General features: G+C 41.3%; 14 protein-coding genes. 5 read left to right on the forward strand and 9 right to left on the reverse strand.

Annotated elements, in window-relative coordinates; genetic code table 11:
• Positions 1-262: 262 nt before the first annotated feature.
• The 4 genes from BLS33_RS11485 (at position 263) to BLS33_RS11505 (ending at position 8,674) form a co-directional block, all read left to right on the forward strand.
• Positions 263-1,405 carry an acyl-CoA dehydrogenase gene (locus BLS33_RS11485; RefSeq protein ID WP_089888776.1) on the forward strand — a complete coding sequence of 381 codons (1,143 nt, stop codon included), beginning with the start codon at positions 263-265 and terminating at the stop codon, positions 1,403-1,405.
• Positions 1,406-1,732: 327 nt separating this feature from the next.
• Positions 1,733-6,241: a glutamate synthase large subunit gene (gltB, locus tag BLS33_RS11495; RefSeq protein WP_089888780.1), complete on the forward strand. Its 4,509-nt coding sequence runs from the start codon at positions 1,733-1,735 to the stop codon at positions 6,239-6,241.
• Between the two features lie 8 nt (positions 6,242-6,249).
• A complete protein-coding gene (locus BLS33_RS11500) occupies positions 6,250-7,716 on the forward strand; it encodes a glutamate synthase subunit beta (RefSeq protein WP_089888782.1) in 1,467 nt (488 codons plus the stop codon).
• 112 nt (positions 7,717-7,828) lie between these two features.
• Entirely contained in the window at positions 7,829-8,674 is an 846-nt protein-coding gene (locus BLS33_RS11505) for a DMT family transporter (protein WP_089888784.1), read from the forward strand.
• Between the two features lie 61 nt (positions 8,675-8,735).
• On the opposite strand, the gene BLS33_RS11510 is transcribed toward BLS33_RS11505, so the two are convergent.
• From BLS33_RS11510 to BLS33_RS11535, 6 genes are all read right to left on the reverse strand, one after another.
• Positions 8,736-10,190 carry a sulfatase family protein gene (locus BLS33_RS11510; protein ID WP_089888787.1) on the reverse strand — a complete coding sequence of 485 codons (1,455 nt, stop codon included), beginning with the start codon at positions 10,188-10,190 and terminating at the stop codon, positions 8,736-8,738.
• A gap of 9 nt (positions 10,191-10,199) precedes the next feature.
• Positions 10,200-11,741 carry a sulfatase family protein gene (locus tag BLS33_RS11515; RefSeq protein ID WP_089888790.1) on the reverse strand — a complete coding sequence of 514 codons (1,542 nt, stop codon included), beginning with the start codon at positions 11,739-11,741 and terminating at the stop codon, positions 10,200-10,202.
• 91 nt (positions 11,742-11,832) lie between these two features.
• The gene (locus tag BLS33_RS11520; protein ID WP_089888792.1) at positions 11,833-13,269 is read right to left on the reverse strand and encodes a sulfatase-like hydrolase/transferase; all 1,437 of its coding nucleotides are present in this window, start codon (positions 13,267-13,269) and stop codon (positions 11,833-11,835) included.
• 230 nt (positions 13,270-13,499) lie between these two features.
• Complete coding sequence (locus tag BLS33_RS11525; protein ID WP_089888794.1) at positions 13,500-14,951, reverse strand: RagB/SusD family nutrient uptake outer membrane protein; 1,452 nt, start codon at positions 14,949-14,951, stop codon at positions 13,500-13,502.
• An 18-nt stretch (positions 14,952-14,969) separates the two neighbouring features.
• Positions 14,970-18,425 (reverse strand): TonB-dependent receptor, encoded by a 3,456-nt coding sequence (locus tag BLS33_RS11530; protein WP_089888796.1) that lies wholly within the window; start codon positions 18,423-18,425, stop codon positions 14,970-14,972.
• Positions 18,426-18,583: 158 nt separating this feature from the next.
• The gene (locus BLS33_RS11535; RefSeq protein ID WP_089888798.1) at positions 18,584-19,723 is read right to left on the reverse strand and encodes a FecR family protein; all 1,140 of its coding nucleotides are present in this window, start codon (positions 19,721-19,723) and stop codon (positions 18,584-18,586) included.
• A gap of 185 nt (positions 19,724-19,908) precedes the next feature.
• On the opposite strand from BLS33_RS11535, the gene BLS33_RS11540 reads away from it, so the two are divergent.
• Entirely contained in the window at positions 19,909-20,454 is a 546-nt protein-coding gene (locus BLS33_RS11540; protein WP_089888801.1) for a sigma-70 family RNA polymerase sigma factor, read from the forward strand.
• A 30-nt stretch (positions 20,455-20,484) separates the two neighbouring features.
• Here the strand turns inward: BLS33_RS11540 and BLS33_RS11545 are convergent, their stop codons facing one another.
• From BLS33_RS11545 to BLS33_RS11555, 3 genes are all read right to left on the reverse strand, one after another.
• Entirely contained in the window at positions 20,485-22,080 is a 1,596-nt protein-coding gene (locus BLS33_RS11545) for a sulfatase (RefSeq protein ID WP_089888803.1), read from the reverse strand.
• A gap of 151 nt (positions 22,081-22,231) precedes the next feature.
• On the reverse strand, positions 22,232-23,707 hold the full coding sequence (locus BLS33_RS11550; RefSeq protein WP_089888805.1) for a RagB/SusD family nutrient uptake outer membrane protein: 1,476 nt from the start codon (positions 23,705-23,707) through the stop codon (positions 22,232-22,234).
• Between the two features lie 11 nt (positions 23,708-23,718).
• Positions 23,719-26,721: a SusC/RagA family TonB-linked outer membrane protein gene (locus BLS33_RS11555; RefSeq protein WP_089888807.1), complete on the reverse strand. Its 3,003-nt coding sequence runs from the start codon at positions 26,719-26,721 to the stop codon at positions 23,719-23,721.
• Positions 26,722-26,790 lie beyond the last annotated feature (69 nt).

Genomic DNA, 26,790 nt, shown 5'->3' on the forward strand with positions numbered 1-26,790 from the left:
TATTAAAATTATGAAAACACCATTACTGCTTTTTTGCATTGAATCCATTAATTCAATGTGTTTGTTTCAAAGCTACTGTTGTCTCATAATTTCGAAGTTAAATCGATCTGAAAGATTGAATCTGAGCAAATATAAAAATATAGATTTGGTTTGAAAGCATTTCTCATGGTCTTGTCAAATTATCGGAAAAACAATAGCTGAAAAGTCGGTCAATTTTTCATACATACCCTTATATTTGTATACAAGCTAAACATATTAAGTTATGGACTTTACCTTATCAGAAGAGCAATTGATGATACAACAGGCTGCGAGGGATTTTGCTCAAAACGAACTGCTACCCGGTGTTATAGAGAGAGACGACGCACAAAAATTTCCGACAGAACAAGTCAAGAAAATGGGAGAACTAGGTTTTCTCGGCATGATGGTAGATCCCGATTATGGCGGCAGTGGGCTAGATACACTATCCTACGTACTAACGATGGAGGAACTTTCAAAAATAGACGCTTCAGCTTCGGTAATCGTTTCGGTAAACAACTCTTTGGTCTGTTGGGGGTTGGAAACTTATGGAAACGAAGAACAGAAAAAAAAATACCTGACCCGCTTGGCAACCGGCGAAATCATCGGAGCTTTTTGCCTTTCGGAACCGGAAGCAGGGAGTGATGCAACCTCACAGAAAACCACGGCCATCGACATGGGTGACCACTACGTATTGAACGGCACAAAAAACTGGATTACCAACGGCGGCACGGCATCGGTATATCTGGTTATTGCACAGACCGATAGGGAAAAGGGCCACAAAGGCATAAACGTACTAATCGTCGAAAAAGGTATGGAAGGTTTTGAAATAGGCCCTAAAGAAAATAAATTGGGCATACGCGGTAGCGACACGCATTCCCTCAACTTCAATGACGTTAAAGTGCCCAAAGAAAATAGAATCGGTGATGACGGTTTCGGATTCAAGTTTGCAATGAAAACACTTGCTGGCGGTCGCATCGGTATAGCTGCTCAAGCCTTGGGTATCGCCGCTGGCGCTTATGAACTGGCAAAAAACTACGCAAAACAAAGAAAAGCTTTCGGAACCGAAATAGCGAACCATCAGGCCATAGCCTTTAAATTGGCAGATATGCATACCCAAATAGAAGCAGCGCGTCTCATGGTTTACAAGGCCGCATGGGATAAGGATAATGATATCAATTACGATCTTTCGGGTGCTATGGCAAAACTATACGCCTCCCAAGTTGCCATGGACACGACCATAGAAGCTGTACAAGTTCATGGCGGAAACGGTTTTGTAAAAGACTACCATGTTGAACGATTGATGCGCGACGCCAAAATAACGCAGATATACGAGGGTACTTCGGAGATTCAAAAAATAGTGATTTCGAGAAGTATCCTAAGAGATTGACGCAGTTAAATGGTATTAACCATGAGAACGACCCAAATATAAACAGGGGTACACCTTCAATTTTAGACAAAAAATTAACAGAATTGCAAAAAATTAGGGGTGCAAACTTACGAAATATGTTATTTTTGACCTCCCACCCCCTAAAAACATTTTATAGAACACTGATTTACCTTACTTTTGTCATTATGACAAATTAACACCCCCAAAAATCCGTTTTTGAATATTATTTAACGTTGAATTCCATTCGTTGAATTTTTTGTTTCATTTCACCCTAATCAAGGCAAATAATTCAGAAAGAATGCTATTTTTGAGGAAATACCCTAATTTATGAAGCTGGAAAAACAAGGATTATATCTCCCGGAATTTGAACATGAGAATTGTGGTGCAGGGTTCATCTGTAGCCTTAAAGGAAAAAAGTCGAATGACATTATTCATAAGGCACTTGAAATATTAGACAAACTCGAGCATCGTGGTGCAGTAAGTTCAGATGGAAAAACAGGTGATGGTGCTGGAATTTTAGTAGATATTCCACATGACTTTTTTAATGATGTATGTAATTTTGAATTACCGGAACCTGGTGAATATGCCGTTGCAAATGTCTTCTTACCACAAAAAGAAAATCAACGCAACTATTGCTGTGAGGTATTGGAAGAAAATATCGAAAAACAAGGACTCCAACTTTTGGGCTGGCGAGATGTACCGGTAAACAAATCAATACCCGGAAGAGTCGCCATGGAGACTGAACCTTATGTAAGACAGGTTTTCATTGGAAAAAAGGATGCCGAACAAGACAGTACACAGTTCAATCTAAAGTTATTCATCGCTAGAAAAGTTTCGGAGCATACGGTTATTGCATCCAAACTTTCGGAAAGCAAGTATTTCTACTTCCCCAGTCTTTCGACCAAAATTATCATATTCAAGGGGCTTTTAATGCCTAAAGATATCAGTCTTTACTACAGAGATTTAATGGATCCAAGGGTGGTTACCAGATTGGCATTGGTACACCAGCGTTTTTCTACCAACACATTCCCGACATGGGATTTGGCGCAACCTTTCAGATATATGTGCCATAACGGAGAGATCAATACCCTACGTGGTAATGTTTCCCGTATGCGTTCAAGGGAAGAACTTTTGAAAAGCGATTGGTTCGGTGATGAAATAAAGAATATTCTTCCTATCATATTACCAGGAAAATCAGATTCTGCTACCATGGACATGGTAGTAGAACTACTGTTGATGACTGGACGTTCGTTGCCTGAAGTCATGATGGTACTCGTACCTGAAGCCTGGGAAAAGAATCCGGAAATGTCTGAGGCGAAAAAAGCCTTTTACGAATATCACTCCTGTTTGATGGAACCTTGGGACGGACCCGCATCCATACCATTTACCGATGGCAACTATATCGGTGCCGTTTTAGACCGTAATGGTTTGCGACCTTCAAGATATTCCGTGACCAAAGACGGCTACGTTGTCATGTCATCGGAGACCGGTGTTTTAGATTTGGCCCCGGAAAATATCGATTTACACGGAAGGCTTGAACCAGGAAAAATGTTCTTGGTGAACATGGAAGAGGGGCGCATCATCAACGATGAGGAAATCAAAGAAGAAATTGCCCAGCGACATCCATATAAAGAATGGCTCGATAATAACTTGGTACACCTTAAAGACATACCTTACAACGATTGTCCTTTATTTTTAGGGGAAGCTTCCCTTGAAAAGAGAAAATCGGTTTTCGGTTACACTTTGGAAGATATCAATACTATTATCCTTCCTATGGGAAAAACGGCCAAAGAACCTATTGGTTCAATGGGGTCAGATACACCGATTGCGGTACTTTCGGATCGTCCGCAGCTTCTCTACAATTACTTTAAACAGCTTTTTGCTCAGGTAACAAACCCACCTTTAGATGGTATTCGGGAAGAAATGATTACCGATATCAGTCTTACCTTAGGTAGTGATACCAATATTTTCGAATCTACCGAGCTACATTGTAGAAAACTTAAGATACAGAACCCTGTTATATCAAAAGAGGATCTCGATAAGATAAAAAATTACGATGCGAGCCCCGACTATAAAGTAGTTTCTATTTCTGTCCTTTATGAAATAAACAAAGGAAATAATGGCTTGGAAGAAGCTTTGGACGATATTCTCGACCAAGCATCAAAAGCCATAGATGAGGGAACCAACATCATCATATTGTCCGATAGAAGTGTAAGCAAAGAAATGGCGCCAATTCCGGCCCTTTTAGCTTGTTCTTATGTAAACAGCGGACTCCAAAGGTTGGGTAAAAGATCAAAATTAAGTATCATCATCGAGTCTGCCGAGCCGCGTGAAGTTCATCACTTTTGCCTGCTGTTCGGATTTGGCGCAAGTGCCATTAACCCTTATCTGGTAAATGAAATAATCGGTGAGCAGATAGAAGAACATGACATTACCGAATACACTTTCGACGAAGCCGTCAAGAATTACAACAAGGCTATTGGCAAAGGTATTTTAAAGGTGATGAACAAAATTGGTATTTCTACCTTGAATTCATATCGCGGGTCTCAATTGTTCGAGTGTATCGGTATAAACACAAAGGCCGTAGAAAAATACTTCCCCAATACCCCTACTAGAATTGAGGGTATCGGATTGTATGAAATCGAAAAGGAAATAGCAAAGCGTCATGCAAAAGCTTTTTCCAAAAAAGAAATAGCTGCCAACCTAGACCTTGAAATTGGAGGGGAATATCGCTGGAGAAGAGATGGCGAAAAGCACATGTTCAATCCATTATCTATTGCAAAACTCCAAAAAGCGGTTCGTAGCAATGAGCCGGACACCTACAAGGAGTTTGCGGAAATGGTGAACGAACAATCTAAAAACCTCATGACCATTAGAGGGCTGTTCGAGTTTTCAAACTATGACCCCATACCTCTGGAAGAAGTAGAGCCGTGGACAGATATTGTGAAGCGATTTAAAACCGGTGCCATGTCTTATGGATCCATTAGTAAAGAAGCTCACGAGAACCTTGCTATCGCCATGAATCGTATTGGAGGTAAAAGCAATTCAGGTGAAGGCGGCGAAGATGCAGAACGTTTTTACAAAAATGCAAGTGGTGATTGGCGAAACAGTGCCATTAAACAAGTTGCCTCCGGTAGGTTCGGTGTAACTTCGAACTACCTTACCAGCGCTAAAGAAATTCAAATTAAGATGGCCCAAGGTGCAAAACCTGGGGAAGGCGGACAATTACCTGGACCTAAAGTAAATCAGGCAATTGCAAAAACGAGAAACTCAACACCTTATGTGGGTCTGATTTCTCCTCCACCCCATCATGATATTTATTCTATCGAAGATTTATCGCAATTGATATTTGACTTAAAGTCGGCCAATCGTGAAGCGCGTATCAACGTCAAGTTGGTTTCTGAAGTTGGTGTGGGTACCGTTGCGGCAGGTGTTTCTAAAGCCAAGGCCGATGTAGTTCTTATCTCTGGTTTTGATGGAGGAACAGGCGCCTCGCCTCTTACATCTTTGAAACATGCCGGACTTCCATGGGAGCTTGGCATTGCCGAGGCACAGCAAACTTTGGTTCTCAACGATCTAAGAAATAGAATTGTTTTGGAATGTGATGGTCAGTTAAAAACTGGTCGCGATGTTGCAATTGCTTGTCTTTTAGGCGCAGAAGAATTCGGTTTTGCGACTGCACCCTTAGTAGCCTCGGGCTGTATCATGATGCGTGTATGCCACTTGAATACCTGTCCGGTAGGTATCGCAACCCAGAATCCTGAATTGCGTAAAAAATTCGAGGGTAAACCGGAACATGTAGTCAACTACATGTATTTCGTTGCCCAAGAACTTCGAAGTATTATGGCGCAATTAGGCTTTAGAACAGTCAATGAAATGGTAGGTCAAGTTCAAAAGCTTGATCGTAAAAAAGCCATTGATCATTACAAAGCAGAAGGTATCGACCTTACTCCGATTTTATATCAAGTAGATGTACCGGCCGGGACCAAGTTTTATAACACCCAAAAACAACAGCACGATATACACGGATCTATTGAATTCGATATCATAGAAAAAGCGCATCCCGCATTGTTTAGAAAGGAAAAAATCGCTTTAGATTTCCCGATAAAAAATACGGACCGCGCTGTAGGCGCCATCATGAGCAACGAGATTTCAAAAATCTATGGTGCGGAAGGACTACCGGAAAACACCTTAAAGCTTAATTTTACCGGTTCTGCCGGTCAAAGTTTTGGGGCTTTTGCTACTAAAGGACTTACCATGATCGTCAACGGAAACACCAACGATTACTTAGGTAAAGGACTTTCGGGTGCAAAATTAATTATCAAAGTACCTTACAAATCGACCTTAAAACCGGAAGAAAACGTAATCACTGGTAACGTAACCTTGTACGGTGCAACTTCTGGCGAAGCTTATATCAATGGAAAGGCCGGCGAACGTTTCTGTGTACGGAATTCAGGAGCTAAGGCTGTAGTTGAAGGAATCGGAGATCACGGCTGCGAATATATGACCGGCGGTATTGCCGTTATATTGGGAGAAGTAGGACGTAATTTCGGCGCTGGAATGAGCGGTGGAATAGCCTATGTATTTGATGAGAAAAAAACGTTCGCAAAGAGATGCAATACCGAAAGTCTGAATTTGTTGCCAGTTGATGAAGATAACGACATTGCAGAATTGCGACAACTGATCGAGAATCATTACAATGCCACCCTTAGCCCGTTGGCACAGCGCATACTCGAAAATTGGGAAGAATGTTTACCTAAGTTCGTCAAGATCTTCCCTGAAGAATACAAACAAGCACTGATTCGTTTGGAAAGAGAAAAAATGGAAACTATATAAATCGAGAAATGGGAAAGATTACAGGATTTTTGGAATTCGATAGAAAAGTAGAAGAATACGCTCCTGCGGAAGAAAGGGTGAAAAATTACAAGGAATTCACCATTCCGATGAAGGAAACAGCGTTAAAGGAACAAGGTGCCCGTTGTATGGATTGTGGTATTCCGTTCTGTCATAGCGGCTGCCCCCTAGGAAATTTAATTCCTGATTTTAATGACGCTGTTTACAAAGGCAAATGGGATAAGGCCGCAAAAATATTACATGCGACCAACAACTTTCCAGAGTTCACAGGGCGATTGTGTCCTGCACCTTGCGAAGAGGCCTGTGTTTTAGGGATTAATGAAGACCCGGTTACCATAGAAAATATTGAAAAAAATATTGTTGAAACAGCCTTTAAGAATGGATGGATCACACCAAACCCTCCTGCTGAAAGAACCGAAAAAAAGATAGCTGTGGTCGGTTCAGGACCAGCTGGTCTTGCGGCTGCACAACAGTTAAATCGGGCAGGACACTGGGTTACCGTTTTTGAGCGGGATGAAAAACCAGGTGGCTTGCTACGTTACGGCATTCCTGATTTTAAGATGGAAAAACATGTCATTGATCGCAGATTGGCCGTATTAAAGGAGGAAGGCATCGAATTCAAATGTGGTGTTCATGTTGGTAAAGATATTACTGGCGAACAGCTCACTTCAGATTTTGACGCCGTTGTTTTAACTGGCGGTGCTACCGTACGAAGAAACCTTCCTATTAAAGGCGCTGACCTCAAAGGTGTTGTTCAGGCTATGGATTTTCTATCACAGAACAACAGACGTGTTGACGGTATAAAAGATTTAGGGGAAGAAATCAAGGCCACTGATAAAAACGTAATTGTAATTGGTGGTGGAGATACCGGATCAGATTGTATCGGAACATCTTTCAGACATGGGGCCAAATCTGTTTCCAACTTCGAAATTTTAGGAAAACCTACAACCGAGCGTCCAGAAGGTCAACCTTGGCCATTTTGGCCCATGCGGTTGCGAACCAGCTCTTCACACAAGGAAGGTGCTGAACGATTTTTCAGCATTTCTACGAAAGAATTTGTTGGTGATGAAAATGGAAATTTGAAAGGTTTGATAACTTCGGAAGTAGAATGGATCAAAGAACCTGGCAAACGCATGATGTTAAAAGAAATCGAGGGTACCGAAAAAGAATGGGAATGTGAGTTGGCACTTTTAGCCTTAGGGTTCACAGGATCTGAAATGACCCTTGCAGACCAGTTGGGCCTCGAGAAAGACCCAAGAACGAATATCAAGGCATCGATTGAAGATTATATGACGAACGTTCCAGGCGTATTTGCGGCAGGTGACCAAAGAAGAGGCCAATCATTGATTGTTTGGGCGATTTCAGAAGGTCGTCAAGCAGCCCATCACGTTGACAAGTACTTAATGGGGGCATCAGAGTTGCCACTAAAAGGTGAAGGCGATTTGCCAAGGGTCTAACACAGATAAGTGTATCATAAATGGAAACAACATAATCCAACCCATGAAAATTGGGTTGGATTTTTTTTGACCCCGCATATGGATTCGGCCATCCTATTTTTAATCTGAGCCTATGATTATCAGAAAAGTTCTGAAATACATGATTATAAGTGCCTTGGCATTTACCTTAATGAATATTTCGGTAAAACAATTAGCACAGTACAATGTTTATGAGATTGTATTCTTCCGTGGCCTGGGTTCACTTTTATTGACGATGGGTATCTTATACCGGTTGAAAATTCCCGTACTCGGTAACAAAAGAAAACTCTTGGTACTTCGAGCTTTAATTGGTACCAGCTCAATGACCTTGTTCTTTATGTCGTTGAAATACCTTTCCGCGGGAACCGCCGTTTCATTACGCTATCTAGCACCAATATTTTCAGCTATTTTTGCCATCCTTTTACTAAAAGAGAAAATAAGGGCTCCCCAATGGCTTTTCTTCCTAATCTCTTTTACAGGCGTTTTAGTATTAAAAGGGCTGGACACCAATGTCAGTACTATCGGCCTCTTGCTTATTTTGGCAGCAGCTATATTGAGCGGTCTGGTTTACATTACAATTAGCAAAATAGGCAATAGTGACCACCCGGTGGTCATCATAAATTACTTTATGTTTACCGCGACAGTATTCGGCGGGCTATTAATGATACCGTATTGGAAGAACCCCATCGGAACCGATTGGATCATCTTCATAGGTCTCGGCATTTTTGGTTTTATCGGACAACTTTATATGACCAAAGCTTTTCAAATTGCCGCCAATAATCTTGTAGCCCCATTCAAATATCTCGAAGTACTTTTTACCGGACTTATCGGTTTTATGTGGCTGGGCGAAGTATATACCCAATGGAGCCTACTGGGCATTATTTTAATTATTCTTGGCCTGGTATCAAACGTGATTTACAAATCACAAAGAAACAAATAGCCGCAATCAAAATTATAGGAGTTATTACCCCATCTGCCCATCAACTGAAACATTTTCCAGATTATATTTTCCAACGCTCGCTTTCGGCCGTTATTTCAACATCCCATTCTTGATCCGGGTTTGATTGGTACTTCGGATCGTTATCTTTTATAGGAAATGATTCTAAGACTTGCTTTAAACGTTCAAAATTGGTTGTACGCTCTTTAGTGTTCAAGCTATCGATAATGTTATGTTCCTCATAGGGGTCAACCTTTAAATCAAAAAACTTTTCCGGTGCTCGATTCGAACTGATATATAGCTTGTATTTTTTGTTTCTCAGTACCCTATCCCTAAAATTATATTGGTTCTCAACACCATTTGCAGTAAGACGCGCATTATTACCCCCTCCCATTCCCAAAATCCACTCGCGTGCAGATTCGGTACTGTCAAGCAAAACATTTTTAAAAGACTTACCATCAATTATTTGCGATGCATTGTGCTGAGTCCATTTGTTTGTTGATGCGGCACCGGCAACATCAATAAACGTTGGAAGCATATCGGTAAAGTCGATTAACGCATCAGATGTTTGATTCGCTTTTACCTTTCCGGGCCAACTTATAATAAAAGGTTCACAAATTCCGGCCTCTACCGTACTGGCTTTCCCTCCCTTTATCTTCCGGCCTTTATATCCGCCGGTAATAGCCCCTGTGGTGCCGTTATCGGTAGTAAAAACCACCATGGTATTATCTAACAATTGGTTTCCTTTTAATGCCTCCATTAACTCACCAACGATTTTATCGGTGTACCGCACCATGGCCTTATGTTTGCCCAAATTATTGTTAGCCGACTCATCGGGTGTATCCACAAAAGGTGTATGTGTCAAAACCATGGGATAATAGATGAACATTGGTTCTTTCTTATTGTCTTTCATGAACTGAATGATAAAATCACGAAACACATCTGGTCCGAAGGCATCTGTGTAGGTGCTACTACCCTCTTTTGTAAAAATATAGGGGTCCCAATACCGTTCAGCACTAGGTTCCACCCCCGCCTCGTAGCCGGTCCACATACAGAATTCGTCAAAACCTGCTCTGGTCAGGGCATCAGGTTCTACCCGAAAATCATCAATTTGCCATTTGCCAGCAACGCAGGTTTTATAGCCTGCCCTTCTCATTTCTTGAACTAAGGAAGGATTAACGGTTTCATCAAAATGGGCACCACCGCCCCAACGGGGAACATCCCAATGATTAACCCAACCATGCCTAAAGGGATACTGCCCAGTCAACAAGGTTACCCGCGACGGCGTACATTGCGGCATCGAATACACATTGTTGAACTGCATTCCCGAGGCGGCAAGTTTATCGATATTGGGTGTGACTATATCTTCAGCACCATAGTCGCTCACCCATTCCTTCCCCAAATCGTCTACTAGAATAAACAAGATATTGGGTGGACGGTCACCAACAACACTTGTTTTTATAGGTCCGTTACAACCCAGAAAGAACACGGCGATGAAGGTCAAAAAAACTCTGTACATAAAATTGATTTAAGACTTGTTTTTTACTTTCTCATAAATCTCTTGTAAAGACAATTCATCGTCCATCGTTTTTTGAAGCTCCAACAAATCGGCAAATAAGGTTTCGACCTTTTCGGAGTACTCTGGATCATCTGCCAAATCGTTCATTTCATTAGGGTCATTTTCCAAATCGAACAAAAGCACTTTCTCAATTTTAGGATAGACCAAAAGTTTGAATCCATTTTTACGTATCATTCGTTGAACATTGATATAGGCTCCATATACCCCATCGTAATGACTTTCTTTCCGGTCCCCATTGATAATATCCATAAAGCTATTGAACTGCACATAATCGGGCTTATCAACATTTGCCAATTCTAAAGTGGTGGCCATAATATCTTGTAAATAGACATCTTGATTTAAAAGTTTACCCTTTGGAATGCCAGGACCGACAACCATCATGGGTATACGAACGCTATGGTCAAACATACTTTGTTTTCCTATCAGTCCGTGATGACCTACTGAAAGTCCGTGGTCTGCACCAAAAAAGATATAAGTATTGTCTATTTTACCGCTTGCTTCCAAGGCATCGAGCACTTTTCCTATTTGCTCATCCATATGACTTAAAAGGGCATAGTATTCTCGACGATGTACCTTAACCGCATATTCGGTTCTCGGAAAAGGAGCCAAGGCCTCATCCCTAAGTCCAGGAGGATTTCCCATATCATCTTTCCAAGGATATTCCGGCAAGAAATTTTCAGGAACTTCTATATCTTCCAAAGGATACATATCTAAAAATCGTTGAGGAGCCTGTCTCGGATCGTGAGTCGCGTTAAAGGCCAAATACATGAAGAAGGGATCCTCTTTTTTCTTCGCCGTTTCTATAAAGGAAAGGGCATCGTCACGCACTACTTCGCTCCAGTGCTTTCCGCCTTCCCAAAAACCACCTTGCAAGGTATCGGTAGGTGACCACTCTGTATCGTCCGGACCTGTGGGTCGACCATAACCCAGAGGCATGTAGTCGTTCCAATCTTTCATGTCACCCGATTCTTCTTTCCACTTTTTAATGCCAGCGCCCAATTTGTTCGCATGGTCTCTCGGCATTCCCGGACGTATGTGTTGAGCTTCATTAAAAATAGTGTCGGCTGGGGCTTGTACATGCCATTTACCGGTCATATACGTATTGTAGCCTTGCCTTTCCAACAATCTGCTCCAAGTTTGGTTTAAGGCCGTGGTATCGCCTTTAGCCCATTTGGCACTTTTTTTCTGGGCATTCCAAATATAAGAGCCTGAAATTATCATGGCACGCGAGGCCACGCATATCGCGCCGTTCCAGCCCCCCATATTGTAGGCATGGGTAAATGAAGTACCACCAGTTACCAATCGGTCTAAATTAGGGGTATGAACCTCGTCAAAACCAAGTGCCCTGATACTTTCAAAAGTCTGATCATCGGCAAACAAAAAAACAAAGTTGGGTTTTTCTTCTACTTTATTATCTTTCTCTGGCCCGGAAGTCTTACAAGACGCAACCAACAGTATTAAAAGGATGGAAAATAAATGTGTTATTCTCATAAATGTTCTTTTTTAATTATATGATGTCTGAAAAGTATTTAATAATCGTCACTATGAAATAACTGCCGACGAATACCGACCGCCTATTTTTTTAATAATCATTTTCTTGTGCACTGTTCATTTGAGAGGCTTTCCATTTGCGCCATACGGAAACCATTTCACTTAGCCTTTCCGGTTCACTACCAGCAAGGTCATTTTGTTCTTCTGGGTCATTTGAGATTTTGTAAAGCTCAAAATGTTGCCCCTCGTCATTACTATAAACCTTATACTCATTATCCATCAGTGCGGCTTGCTTCTGAAACTCAAAAGCTAAAGGCTCGGATCTTTTTTTCACCTTTCCCTGTACAATAGGAAGCATGTCGATACCGTCATACGGACGTCCATTTTTCTTTAAATCAACTCCTATTATATTTGCTATCGTCGGAAAATAATCAGAGGTAAAACAGGGGATTTCTACTTTCGTGTTCGGTTGTATTCTGCCTTGCCACTCTATAATCCCCGGAACCCGGATTCCACCTTCGTGTAGGCTTCTTTTTCTACCTGTCAATCCTTTGGTAATTCCCTGCGTTCTACCAGTGGTCGATTTTCCTTCAGGACCATTATCACTTGTATAGAACAAAACTGTATTCTCGGCTATGCCCAAAGCTTTTAATTTATTGCGCAAACGGCCGACCTGTTCATCCATAGCCGAAATAACCCCATAATAATGTTGCTGATCTTCGGAAAGTTCAGCATAGGGCTTTCGATATTCATCACTCGTCAATACCGGTAAATGTGGGGTATGAAACCAGATAATACTCAAAAATGGTTTTTTGCTTTTTACCGCCTCCTCGATAAAAGGAATCGCCCGATCCATAATCACTCTTGAGTCATCACCCTCTAAATTATCAGTTTCTATTTGGCCAGGCCCGGTCCAATAGGAAGTATTGAAAGGTTTACCTTCCACCAGCGCTCCGTTTACGTCACCCGAAGATTTCGGCGGAGTAATCATGGGGTTCCATGTCGGAACTTTCGATTCGGTTACAAAACTAACGTCAAAACCATGGTCCCATGGTGGGGCATAATCGGCATCGAATTTAGGTCGCCCTCCTCGATTCGCTTCCACAGTATCACGCGTTAGGGTGCCTAAGTGCCATTTACCAAAATGACCCGTAGTGTATCCCACATCTTTGACCATCTCGCCCAACGTAATTTCTTGTGGTTTTATATGGCCGCAATTGGCCGTGCATATACCATAGCGAAGAGGGTGTCTTCCGGTCATCACACTACCTCTAGTGGGAGAACATACCGCCGATGCCGAATAGAAGCGTTCAAAAACCGCCCCGTTGACGGCCATCTTATCTAAATTTGGAGTTTTGAGATGCGAGTGCCCATTATACCCCGTATCGCCCCAGCCTTGATCGTCGGCCATAAGGAGAATGATGTTGGGTGTTTCTTGAGCGGTGGAGTGATCTTCCGATTTTTTTGATTTTTCAGCGCAGCTCAGTAACATGCTTATTGCGAAAAATCCACTTACGATTAATTTCATATTTTCTCTTTGTACGTGTACAAATAGCCTTCTAAAGCATCGGGTAAAATTTAAAAGTAAATTTCAACAATTAAATATAGTCTTCGGGAATACGCAATTTAACATTAATATCTCCTTTCAAAAATATACTTGGTCAGAGAGACGCAAAAATCTCCCCAACCAAATATAAACTAACTAACAAAATAATATTACATAACGCACTATATATACAAACACCAAGTCTTAACTATCTACCATCCTGTATTTTGGGTCAAATTCGGGTTCAATCGAACTTGATTGTCAGGTATCGGAAATAATAACTTAAAATCTTCAACATTTTTTCCCTGTGCACGCATAGTGGTCAAAAATTGCCCTCTCCTTTTTAAATCCCACGCTCTTTGGCCTTCGAACGCCAATTCAAATCTTCTTTCTTCGAGTACCGCAGTTCTAAAATCGTCCTGTGATAGCCCTGTCAAATCAGGAAGATCAGTCGCTACTCCATTTCGTGCCCTTTCGCGCACTTTGTTAATCCACACATATTTTTGACTATCGCCATAATCAACCTCATTTGAAGCCTCTGCTGCAATTAATAGAATATCGGCATAGCGGATAACATTAAAATTAACCCCAGACTGCAATTCATTTGCCCGATCATCGAATTTGCTTACATAGAAAGGGTAAACACCTGGGCCATATGCATCTTCCATAGTTATCGTGCCAGTAACCCCATCTATATGTTCATAACTATCGGCTATGGTTACTGACCTTCTATAGGATATTGGGTTTTCGGCATTGAACTCAGCACTAGGTGCAATTGAACCTCCCACAACCGTATTGGCCCAAAATGAATTTCCGTATTGACCAGGAAGTGCACGGGGACCGAATCTACCCGGTATCGGGTTATTCCTTTCACCACTTAGATATTGAATTTGATAAATGTGCTCGACACCATTATTATATTCTGTTTTGAAAGCATGGGCATAATCTTCAAAAAGATCATATGCGCCTGAATCAATTACTCTTTTGGCGTGGACCAAGGCATTCGGAAAATCATTTCTGTAAAGGTATATTCTCGCCAGCAAGGCATCTGCAATATGGGCGTTTAACCTGCCAGCCGAACTCGTAGTGGGCAGTTCTAAAGCTGCTTCGGTTAAATCGCGCAGAATTACGGTGTATACTTCATCGACCGAAGATCTAGGTGTATCGACCGCATCAAAACCTATCGTTGGAATCTCATAAATGGGCACTCCGCCCAATACACGAACCAAATGCCAATAAAAAAGTGCGCGGAGGGCTTTGGCTTCAGATACAATATCGGCCTTTTTTCCTTCATCCAAATCAATTTCAGCAGTATACAATGCTACTTCATTGGCCAAGTTAATGCCATCATAAGCAGATCGCCAAAACCCTTCGGTAAGTTCATTGCTATATGTAAACTCATCCCACTCGAATAAATCGGAAACATTTGGTGATACAGTTGCATTGTCGGCATTTACTTCTCCATAATTTATGGCGGTATTGCCATATAAACTATATACAGAATTATAGACGCCGTACAAGCCGGCTAACGCATCATCTTCAGAAGAATAGAAATTTGCAATACTTATGTTTCCCGCCGGATTTTCTTCCAACGCACTTTCACAAGATGTCAACCACAGCGCGAAAGACATCATTACACTAGTTATATATTTTATATTTTTCATGATATTTTTCTCGTTATATTAAAAGCCCAATTTCATTCCAATCCTAAAACTTCGAGACGAAGGGTAAGCACCATTGTCAACCCCGAAACTAACGTTGTTCGAGGCGTATAAATCTACTTCTGGATCAAAACCGGAATAATTTGTTACCGTAATCAAGTTGTCGGCAGCAATAAATAACTGTGCACTTCTGCACCAGTCTAGACCAAGTTCATCAATGGGTAAGTTATACGAAAGGTTTATGGTTTTTACTCGTAAATAAGACCCATCTTCTACGTTTCTATCACTAAAATTTTTCCACTCACCCGCATTGGTGAGAGGAGCCTCGATCGTGTTGCCCGTTCCCGGACCTTGCCATCGCTCGTCAAATGCTTTTTGCAATACATTGTGTTTTTGAGGCTGGGCAAACAACCCTATGGTATTCATGTTTGCCAGGTCATTCCCTTGACTTCCGTTTATGTAAATGGAAAGATTTAAATTCTTGAAAGCAAATGAATTGGTAAATCCATATATAAAATCGGGATTGGGATCACCCACCACCTCCTTATCATCTAAATTACGATTGAAGCCGTCTCCGTTCAGATCCCTATATTTTGGTAGTCCAACCCTATTTACACCACCGACGGAGTTACCACCGGCAACGATTTCTTCTTCAGATTCCCAAATACCATCAAAGCGATAGCCAAAGAATTGGCCTAGCGGTTTGCCGACTTGTGCGATGGATTGCCCATAAGCGGTTTCTCCCCTACCAATTCCATTGATTAATTCATCAGTGCCTTCCGGAAGTTCCAATAGTTTATTCCGATTAAAAGAAATATTAAAATTCGAATTCCAAGTGAGTTTTCCAAAAGTATGATTCATTCCGAGGTCAAACTCAAATCCCCTATTTTCAACCTTACCTATGTTCTGTACGCTGGTCGTATAGCCCGATTGGGTAGGTATGGCGACACTCAATAAAAGATCTTCGGTGGTTTTTACATAATAGCCCGCCTCCAAATTTAATCTCCCTTCGAAAAGGCCCATTTCGAGACCCACATCGGTCTGTTTTGTACGCTCCCATTTTAAATCGGGATTATTGATTCGATTGGGAGCAAGCCCTACTACAGGTACGCCCCCGATTATAGGTTGATTTGTTGCCGCATAAAGGGCCAGTGAGTTATAGGCCCCAATAGATTCGTTACCAGTCAAACCATAACTACCCCTCAATTTAAGTGCACTGAAAACATTGAGATTTTTAATAAAATCTTCTTCCACCAATCGCCATGCTATCGCTCCCGAAGGAAAGACGCCCCATTTTTTACCAGTCCCGAATTTAGAGGACCCATCTCTACGAATAGAGGCCGTAGCAATATACTTATCGGCGAATACATAGTTAACCCTTCCCAAATATGACAGTAATGCGGTTTTGGTAGCACCACTTTTAGATGGCCGCGGATCGGAACCAAGTTCTAGATTATTAAATTCCACTAAATCAGTGAAAAAGTCATCGGTACGGGAAAAAACACTTTCCAACTTATTGTTTTGGTAAGTATAGCCTATAACGGCATCTAAGCGATGCCGATCTCCGAAAGACCTGTTATAATTAAATGTGTATTCCGCCAATAAATTGGTTCGCTGTACATTACCGACCGAAGCTATGCCTTTATTGGGCAATGCCTGCGTTTCAGCCGTTGTGGGCGTATAGGCATTCCGTTTCGAATTAATCAGGTCAGCGCCAAAATTAGCTTTAAAAGACAAACCGTTGAACAGCTGATATTGTAAAAAAGCATTACTAAGAACCCGGGTAGCATATGTAATATCGGTTCGTGTTTTAGCAATGGAAACTGGATTTTCAAGTACCTTTACGGTTTCATCATGGTTATGCACATAATTACCCTCGCTATCGGTAACGGGGATTACCGGAGTGGTCGCCAAGGCATTCCATAGCGGCGTATCATTCTGATATCCCCCTCCATCGGAATCAACAGCATCATTAATAGTTCTAGTAATGTTGGCATTCATACCAAATTTCAACCTTTTGCCCAAATCTTGGTCAAGGTTGAATTTTAGGCCTGCCCTTTTAAAGTTTGATTCAATGATGATTCCATCTTGATCCATGTAGTTACCGGAAACCAAATACCGTGTGCCTTCGCGGCCCCCTGAAACGGTAAGATTATAATTATTGGTAATCGCACTTCTAAAAATCTGGTCTTGCCAATCTGTTCCCTCGCCCAAATCCTCTGGAAAAGGTTTATTCACTCCATCGTATATAAGCGGCTGATTGTTGTTGATAGCCCATTCATTAGTCAAAATGGCCAACTCTTCGGCATTTGCCAAATCCAGCTTTTTCCTTACCGAACTGATACTTGTGGAATACTCGAAATCTATTTTAGCTTTGCCAATTCCCCCTCTTTTAGTAGTAACTATAACAACGCCATTCGCTCCTCTTGCCCCATAAATCGCAGTCGCGGAAGCATCTTTCAACACTTGAATAGAGGCTATTTCTGCAGGACTAATACTCGTTAGCGGATCACTTGCCGAAGCTCTGTTACCCCCAGCTTCTGGCGTAGTATTACCATTATCAATCGGAAAACCATCAACTACATAAAGCGGCTGACTGGAAGCGTTGATTGAATTCGTACCCCTTACCCTAATTCTAATGCCACCACCCGGTGCATTGGAAGCAGCCCTAATATCAACCCCAGAGGCCTTTCCTTGTAATGCCTGTACAAAAGTATTGGTCGGTGTTTTTTCTAGATCTGTGCCTTTTACAGAGGCAACAGACCCGGTAAGATCTTTCTTTCGGACCGTTCCATAACCAACAACTACCACTTCCTCCAAACCTGCAGCATCTTCGATCAAGCCTATGGTAATGTTCGATTGCCCATTTACAGATACTTCTTTAGTAGCGAAGCCTATATAAGAAATCACCAAAACAGCACTATCGTCAGCAATATCCAATACAAATTTTCCATCAAAATCGGTTTGGGTACCATTGGTCGTACCCTTCTCTAAAATATTGGCCCCCGGTAAAGGTGCTCCATCGGCATCTGTTACTACGCCAGTAATTTGGCTTTGCACCGAACTTTCTTCGTCAAGAGCAGACCCCGATACCTTCAGGGGTGCTGCGCGATTCATAGCCTTTCTGGTAAGAATGACTTGTCGATTACGTGTTTTATAAGCAATATTTGTGTGGTCAAAAAGCAATGCCAGTACATCCGCTATTTTCTTTCCCTCAATACGAAGGGTTACTTTTCGATTAAGATCTATCTGGGCACTTTCATATAGAAAACGAAACTCAGAAATGCTCTCTATCTCATCAAAAATTTGTTCAATACTAGCATTTTCTAAATTCAAAGTCAATTTCGTACCCTGTGCGTAGGAGTTTGCTTGAATTTCGAATAACGAAACTATAAGTAAGAAGGTAGTCAGTTTCATTTTCAAGTCGAATTTAGGGATATGCCTATGTAGCAACATCCCCGTAAATATTTTTTTCATAGTTTTGGTTTGATTAAATGATTTTGAAAAGGTCGTTTAATTAATTGTTCTTAAATCGGGAAATGGTCTCAAGCATTTTCCGATTTTTTTTGAACTTTTTTATTACATTACAAAAGTCAAAGCATAGGCATTAGGATTATTTGAATTCATTTAATTTGTTAATCTATCGTTATTTTTCCCTCTTTTATAGTATACCCAAAAGAGTATATTTCCCCTATAGATTTCATGACATCTTCGATACTCTCTATGTTCACATGAAAATGGGCATTGAAAATTTTATCCCCTAGGAGTGTATTGTTATTCTGAATGGTAATATTATAACTACGCTCTAACTTTTTTGCCATCTTAGAAAATGAGGTATTCTTAAAAACCAGCTCCCCCTTAATCCATCCGGTGTACAGGGTTACATCGACATCCTCTGTAGTAGTATGATGTGACTCTTTATTCCAAGCACCTTTTTTACCTGGAACCAGCACTACATTGTCAGCTGGAACCAATGTATTGGACATATTCACTGAACCTTCGACCAATACGGTCTTAATCTCGGCATCTTCTTTATAGGATGATAAATTAAATTCGGTACCTAGTACTTCAACGGCCACTTCTTCCGCATGTACAACAAAAGGATGTGCGACGTCTTTGGCCACTTTAAAATATGCTTCGCCTTCTATAAAAACTTCCCGCTTCCCTTTGTTTAAGAATTTGACAGGATACCTCATCTTCGTTCCCGAATTAAGATGAACCAACGTACCATCGGACAATTCAACATCGAAAATTTTTCCAAAAGGAATTTCCAATTCATTATATACCAATTCGTCCATTTCCGAATCGGCGCTATAACTTATTTTATTGCCTTTTTGTACACCCAGTACTTTGCCCGAAGTGGAAATAATTTGTTGGCTTTCCCCCTCTTTGATAACTTTGACCTCATCACCTCCCATTTTTAATTTGATGGCAGTTTCGGAAATCGGAATTTCGTTTTTAATATTTTGATTTTGATAGACTGTGTAACCGATTGCCATTAAGCCTACAAAAATGGCAGCATACTTTAGAAGTGGTTTCCAAAAGGGAACTACCCGCTTTTTAGAAGCATTTATTTTTTGCAAAAGGTGACTCCATTCCTCTTCTGAATCCAAATCTTCTAAAAAATCCAACGCTTCAGACAGCAAATCTTCATGATAAAGTGTATCGACAATTTCACGTTCACTTTTGGTCAAGCCTTCAAGTACTTCGTTCTCCAATGTTGGAGCATCTTGAATACTTTTCAAAACGGATTTTAACTTTGCTATCCCCGTCATTATAAGGTGTTTTATTATAAGTTGTCATAAAACCGAATTAGGGTGACAAAAAATTATCTTTTTTTAACAATTTGACAAAATTTCTTATTAAATGAAATTAAATTACTATAATTGGAAGCTTAAATCAACAGATAGTACAATTACCCATTCCATAATTTAGCGAGTTCAATCCTAGGAAAAACACAATGCCATTACACCAAAAAAATGATGCCGATGAATTAGAACAGCTCTTTAAAGAGCACTATTCATTACTGTGTTTGATTTCTTTTGGAATTTTAAAAGACAAGGAAGCTGCCAAAGATATCGTGCAAGATTTTTTTATTTCCTACTGGCAACGAAGAACAACGATTTCAATCACAATTTCATTTAAAGCATATGCAATTCGCGCTGTAAAGAATTTGAGCCTGCTTTCGCTGGAAAAAGCAAAAAAAGAGAAATCAATATTACACGATTTAAAGCCCATAGTTTACGAAGATCCGAAAGTTTTGGGAGCCCCCCATTCCAATGGCAAGGTACTGGCTCTATTAAATAAATTACCTGAAAGCAGAAGACAAATATTTATTTCTGCCATTCTTAACGGGCAGAGTTATGCAGAAATAGCCGAAACCCAAGGCATCTCTATTAATACCGTTAAAACTCAAATGAAAAGGGCCTACGCCTTTCTCAGGACTGAGGCCGCCGAGAATCTCTTGCGTATTGTTTTCTGGGGTACATTTGTTTATGTGAACTGACACCAAAACAAGGTATCACCTTTATCCCATTTAATCTTTTGTCACTTTGCTCCCCCACCAATCTTCATTGGGCTTAAAATCATCGGATAGAAATTCGAGGCGTTGCGCTTCCAAAGCGGGCCACTTCTCGTTTACAATATTTTCATGCCTTTCTTCTGCTAGCTTGGCGTCAAATTCTGGATCTTTTGTTGCCATGTTAGCTCCGACCTCCTGTAGCCAACTCAACAATTTCTTGCTCATTTTCTTTGCAACTTCAGGATTTGCATTTATGACGTTAGATTGCTCGCTACCATCAGAAGCGAGGTCATAAAGTTCTTCGCTATCATCTTCCCAATAGTGAATCAATTTCCAGTTCTTCTCCCGAATGACCGATGACGGATTGCCCCCTTGGTTACCATAGTGGGGATAGTGCCAGAAAAGCGGTCGATCAACGTTCATTTCTTTTCCTTCTAAAATTGGTTTAAGGCTCACCCCGTCGATATGCTGTTGCGGCATCAAATCTACACCTGCAAAATCTAGAAGTGTGGGATAAAAATCGGTGCCGATTACCGGAAAATCACTTTGAGACCCTCCGTTCTTTAGCCAAGGTACTTTAATAAAATAAGGTTCGCGGATGCCACCTTCCCACTGATATCCCTTGCCTCCTCTCAACGGAAGGTTCGACGTAGAGAATGCGTCACCTGAGGCCACGCCCCCATTGTCGGATGTAAATACTACTATCGTATTTTCTTCCAGCCCCGAATCCTTTAAAGCTTTTAACACGACACCCACGGCATCATCCATGCTTTCGACCAATCCCGCATAAATAGGATTGTCTTGAACTTGTCGGATGGGCAATACACGTTCCATCTCATACCCATGATCTTCTATTCCTTGATCTTCAGCTTTGTCCCTATACTTTTGCCATTTTTGCTCCGAAGTCTGTATCGGTCCGTGCACAGCATAAAAGGAAAGAAAAGCAAAAAAAGTAGAATCTTTATGCTGCTCGATAAAATCTGCCGTTTCGTTGGCCAAGCGCATGGTTAGGTTTTCCCCTTTCTCTTTATTCGGAAGTTTAGGGTTATCCCATGGCGAAAAATAACCGCCCATCGGGCTTCCTTTGTCCCAACCTCCTTTGTTAATGTCAAAACCATGATCTTCAGGATAGGAACCTTCTTTGCCCAAATGCCATTTTCCAGAGAAGAAGGTTTTATATCCTGCCTTTTTCATGGCTTCGGCTATGGTAACGTCGTTTGCTGGCAAGTTATGTACATACTCGGCCGGAAGTAACATATCATGCCTATTGTAAGCCCGCCATGCGGTGCCCGAGGCTGCACCAATCCAATCGGTAATCCCATGGCGTGCCGTGAACTTCCCAGTCATAAGACTGGCTCGTGAAGGACTGCATACCCTACTCGCCGCATACCCTTGTGTAAACATCATGCCTTCATTGGCGATACGGTCTACGTTCGGGGTCTCATAAAACGTACTGCCTGTAACACTTAAATCCATTAGCCCAAGGTCATCAACTAGAATAAAAACGACATTGGGCTTTTTATTTGTTTTTTCTTCTTTAGCTTGCTCATCCTTGCATCCAAAAAAGACAAAAGGACAAAGAACAAAAACTACATACCTGAAATAATTCATATGTATTCTATTTAGACTATTCTCAATATATTATGGCTAACAACCTATTTAAAATTGCATCAACGATTATCCGGCCATACTACAGACTTTATCGATTTCACCGCTCTATTGAGCGTAAATTCAATCAAATTTGCAATGCATTGACCCACTTTTAGTACCCTGGATTCTGGGTTAAACTTCCTTCAGAAATTTCCCTTTCTCTTGCGGGTACGGGTAATAAAACATGATGCTCCTGAATATTGGCAGCCGGTGTTTCCATATGCGTATCGTTAACATTGCGTATCGTTTCGACAAAAACACCCCATCTCAACAAATCAAATTTTCTATGCCCTTCAAAACCGAGTTCGGTCGCGCGCTCTTTCCGTATAGCTTGCCTAAAGGATGCTTGATCAAGTGCGGCCAAGGGCGACAGGCCCGCTCGATCCCTAACTTGATTTATAAACTGGTAGGCTCCAGAAGGTCCATTCAATTCATTTTCGGCCTCAGCTTTCATCAAAAGCACATCGGAATACCGAATTACATAGGTATTTTGACTTCCATTGTTGCTCTTTGGAGGATCACCATCGGCATTAAGATATTTCCCAGAGATGGGTCCGGCACCAGGTGTTCTCGGGGACTCCAAAATGTTACCATTCAACTCAGTTACATAACTAATATCCTTTCTAAGATCTCCCACTTCAAACATGGCCAAATAATCGGTCGTGGGAAGCATATTTTCCCATCCACCGCCAACAGCATTTGTAGCTCCCACAATTTCGGTGTCTCTAGAAGCTGTCCAACTCTGTTTAAAATCATTGCGCTCGTTTTGTTCGAATTGTATATCAAAAACAATCTCGTTTACCAAATTGCCATTTTTGTCGGGCATGGGAACATATTCTGCATTTTGGCTCCACAAGCTATTATAATCGGCAACCAGCCCGAACATACCCGAAGCAATTACTTGCTGCGTCCGAGTACTAGCTTCCTTCCATTCACCCTGTGTTAAATGAACCTTTGCCAATAAGGCGGTAGCCGCCCATTTTGTCGCCCTGCCCAAATCTTCTCCAACGTAATCGTTCGGCAACACCGCAAGAGCCTCGGTAAGATCTTGTTCGATAAGCACATACACCTCTTCAACAGAATTGCGCGTTATACCAATCAAATCTTCGGTATTTATAACAACCTCGTTAATTATGGGAACTCCTCCATAAACTCTCACCAATTCAAAATAATAGAATGCCCTCAAAAACTTAGCTTCTGCAATCAATCGTTCTTGAAGCGCTTCATCGTTCATTTCAACATCGGGCACAAATTGAATCACGGTATTGGCTAGGGCAATACCTTGAAAATTCTGTTGCCACATGGCCGTGGCATCGCCATTGTTGGCATTAAGATCCAAAAACCACGATACCGGCCGCATATTGTGCTGCCCTTGAAAAGCAATATCACTAGGGGTAAAACCATAGTAAAATGAGATAATACTACTATGCAAGCGTGTATAGGCGGCTGTTGTTGCTGCCATTGCATCTTGTTCATTAGCAGGAAAACTTCCAGGAACCAAAAAGTCTATAGGTTTTTCGGTAATGATATCATCACAAGACGTTAGCCCCATAAATATCATTAGAATGATAAGTATTATTTTTTTCATCGCTTTATTTTTTAAAAGGTCAAACTTAAACCAAGGGTGAACGAACGGACCGACGGATCCTGCGCTTGATCATATCCTCTTCGAGCATTTTCATTTCCTCTGTTAATCTCTGGATCATAACCGCTGTAATTATCGAACAATAATAAATTGGTACCACTTACATAAACCTTTGCATTTTGAAACACCGGCACATATTTCGTAGGAATATTGTATCCTAAACTTATATTACGTAAACGAAGAAATGAGCCATCTTCAATGATTCCCGTTTCTGGCACGACCTCTGTTCTAAAAACACCTCTTACCGAAGGCACGTTAGTATCGGTATTGTCGGGTGTCCATCTATTCGCGAACATCCCACTCACATTATTATCAAAAGCCGTATTAATTCTAGAATCTGTCTCATTAAAAATATCGTTCCCCAAAACGAAGGACCAATACATCGAAAACTCTAATCCTTTATAGGTAAAAGTATTATTGATACCACCGAACAACTCAGGATGGGGGTTCCCTATTATGGTTTGATCATCAGCATCGATCACACCATCAGGCACGCCGTCTGGCCCACTAATATCCTCAAAACGTTTACCTCCGGGGAAAACGCCTCTACCCTCTACTCCAGCGGCATCAATTTCCGCTTGATCATTCCAAATACCATTTCGGATATATCCATAAAACGACCCAATGGGTTCCCCTTCTTTAATTACAGCAGACGGCTGATTCAAGACCCCACCAAAACGGTTTATCAAAAGTTCACCATCTTCATCGGGAATGGACACCACAATGTTCTTATTCGTTGATATATTGAAACTCGTATCCCATCTGAAGTCACCTTTGTCGACGTTAATAGAATTCACAAAAAGTTCAAACCCCGAGTTCTCAATAGTACCAAAATTCGTAGGAATAATGGCATTTGGAACACCGGCCAACCACAGAATTTCTTGATCGGTAAAGAGGTCGTTCGTTTCTTTATGGTAATAATCTAAAGTAACTTGCAGTCGATCATTGAAAAAAGAAGTATCTATACCCAAATCTAATTGATCGGTAGTTTCAAACTTCAATTGATCATTTCCCAACCTATTTAATCCAATCCCATTTGTAATATCACCACCATTCCCGAAAAGGTAGGTAAAGCCTGCACCTAATCTTGCTAATGAAGTGCCACCCGAGGCAGGATTACCTAGTCTACCATAACTGGCCCTGAATTTAAGGTCATCGAAAATTTTTAAATTCTCAACAAATTCTTCTCTACCGGCATTCCATGCTACCGCAACGGAAGGAAAAGTTCCCCATTTACTATCTTTTGCAAAATTGGAAGATCCGTCTACCCTGCCGTTCAGGGTAATTCTGTATTTACCTTTGTACCCGTAGTTCAAACGGAACAGAAAGGATTCAACCCCAAATTCATTTGCAAATGAACTGGCTCCCGACCTCTCCGATCCCGCATCTATGTTGTTATACTCGAAAAAGTCAGTAGTAAAGCCTTTCGTTTGCACAACGCTTCCAGAATTAAAAATCCGTTGCCTGGTATACCCAAAAAGTCCATCCATATCATGGTCTCCAAAAGACGTATTGTAGGTCAAGGTCTGTTCGACCAAAACACTTAAATATTCAGAATTTTCAATAGTTCCTGTACCTCCATCATTTCTCTGGGCGAAAAGCGTAGATGGCGCATAATTCTCGCTCTTGTCCAGAGAAAGGTCTGTACCGAAATTAAACTTGTATTTCAAATTTTTAATCGGTTCCAATTCGGCATAAACCGTTCCCAATATTCTTGTCCTAGTATCCAAATTGATATTTTTGGCCCCGTTGCCCACCGGGTTCTCTGCATTAAGCTCGGCACTAGCCGTCTGAATCGTATATTCGCCATTTTCATCTATAACGGGTAACCTAGGGAACCAGCCCGCAATATTAATGATATTACTGCTTCTTGGCACCTGTGAGTTTCTTGAAATGGTTACCGAATTGCCGACTTTGAGCATTTTATTCAATCGATAATCCCCGTTCATTCGCAGCTGATATCTTTCTAAGTTACTCCCCCTAAAAATACCATCTTGATTAAAATAATTACCAGAAACAAAGTATTGCGCTTTTTCATTTCCCCCCGAAGCCGATAGGGTATGACTTGTCATTGGTGCACCATTGCGATACACCTCCTCTTGCCAATTGGTTCCCTCTCCAAAAGATGCAGGATTCGGATAAGCTTCGGTACCCTGAACTTCATTTTGCCAATCGGCAAATTCGGCCCCATTGAGTACATCTAAAAAGCGTGTGGGCGATTGAAAAGTAGTATAAGCATCATATGTGAATTTTGATTGACCGGCTTTACCTCTTTTGGTAGTAATAAGCACTACGCCAGCAGACCCCCTTGACCCATACAAGGCCGTGGCCGAGGCATCTTTTAAAACCTCAACGGACTCTATATCAAGTACATTGATATCGGAAGAATTTCCAGCCCCTATCAATCCATCGATTACGAACAATGGTGAACTGTTACCACTAATGGAATTTGTACCCCGAATTCGTATCGATGCAGCTGCACCTGGTTGGGAGGAAGTAGGTATAATTTGTACGCCCGAAACCTTTCCCCTCAGAGCATCATCTAAACGCACCGATGGCGTAGCATTGATTTCATCAGTCTTAATAGAAGCAACAGCACCTGTCAAATCTGATTTTTTAACCGTACCGTAAGCTACAACCACAACTTCGTCCAACTGGGCCGCATCCTCTGAGAGAATAACAGCAATTGTTGATTGTGACCCAACGGTCACTTCTTTCGTTACATATCCGACGTATGATACTTGTAGAACTGAAGAAGAATCTGCTACCTCAATAGCGTAAATACCATCAAAATCTGCCGTAACACCGTTTGTAGTTCCCTTTTCCACAACATTCGCCCCCGGTAGAGGCAATCCGCTTTCATCGTGTACTGTACCAGTAACTTGGTTTTGAGCCTTTGCCACTTGTACACAAAGCAGCATTACCATAAAGAAAAAATAGATTCTCTTTTCGTTCATATTAGATTGGTTTTTAAACTGATTTCACAATGAAAAACTAACATTCTTCAATGTATCAAAAAGGCATTG

Origin of the sequence: Kriegella aquimaris (assembly GCF_900103215.1) — a bacterium.
Classification (GTDB): domain Bacteria; phylum Bacteroidota; class Bacteroidia; order Flavobacteriales; family Flavobacteriaceae; genus Kriegella; species Kriegella aquimaris.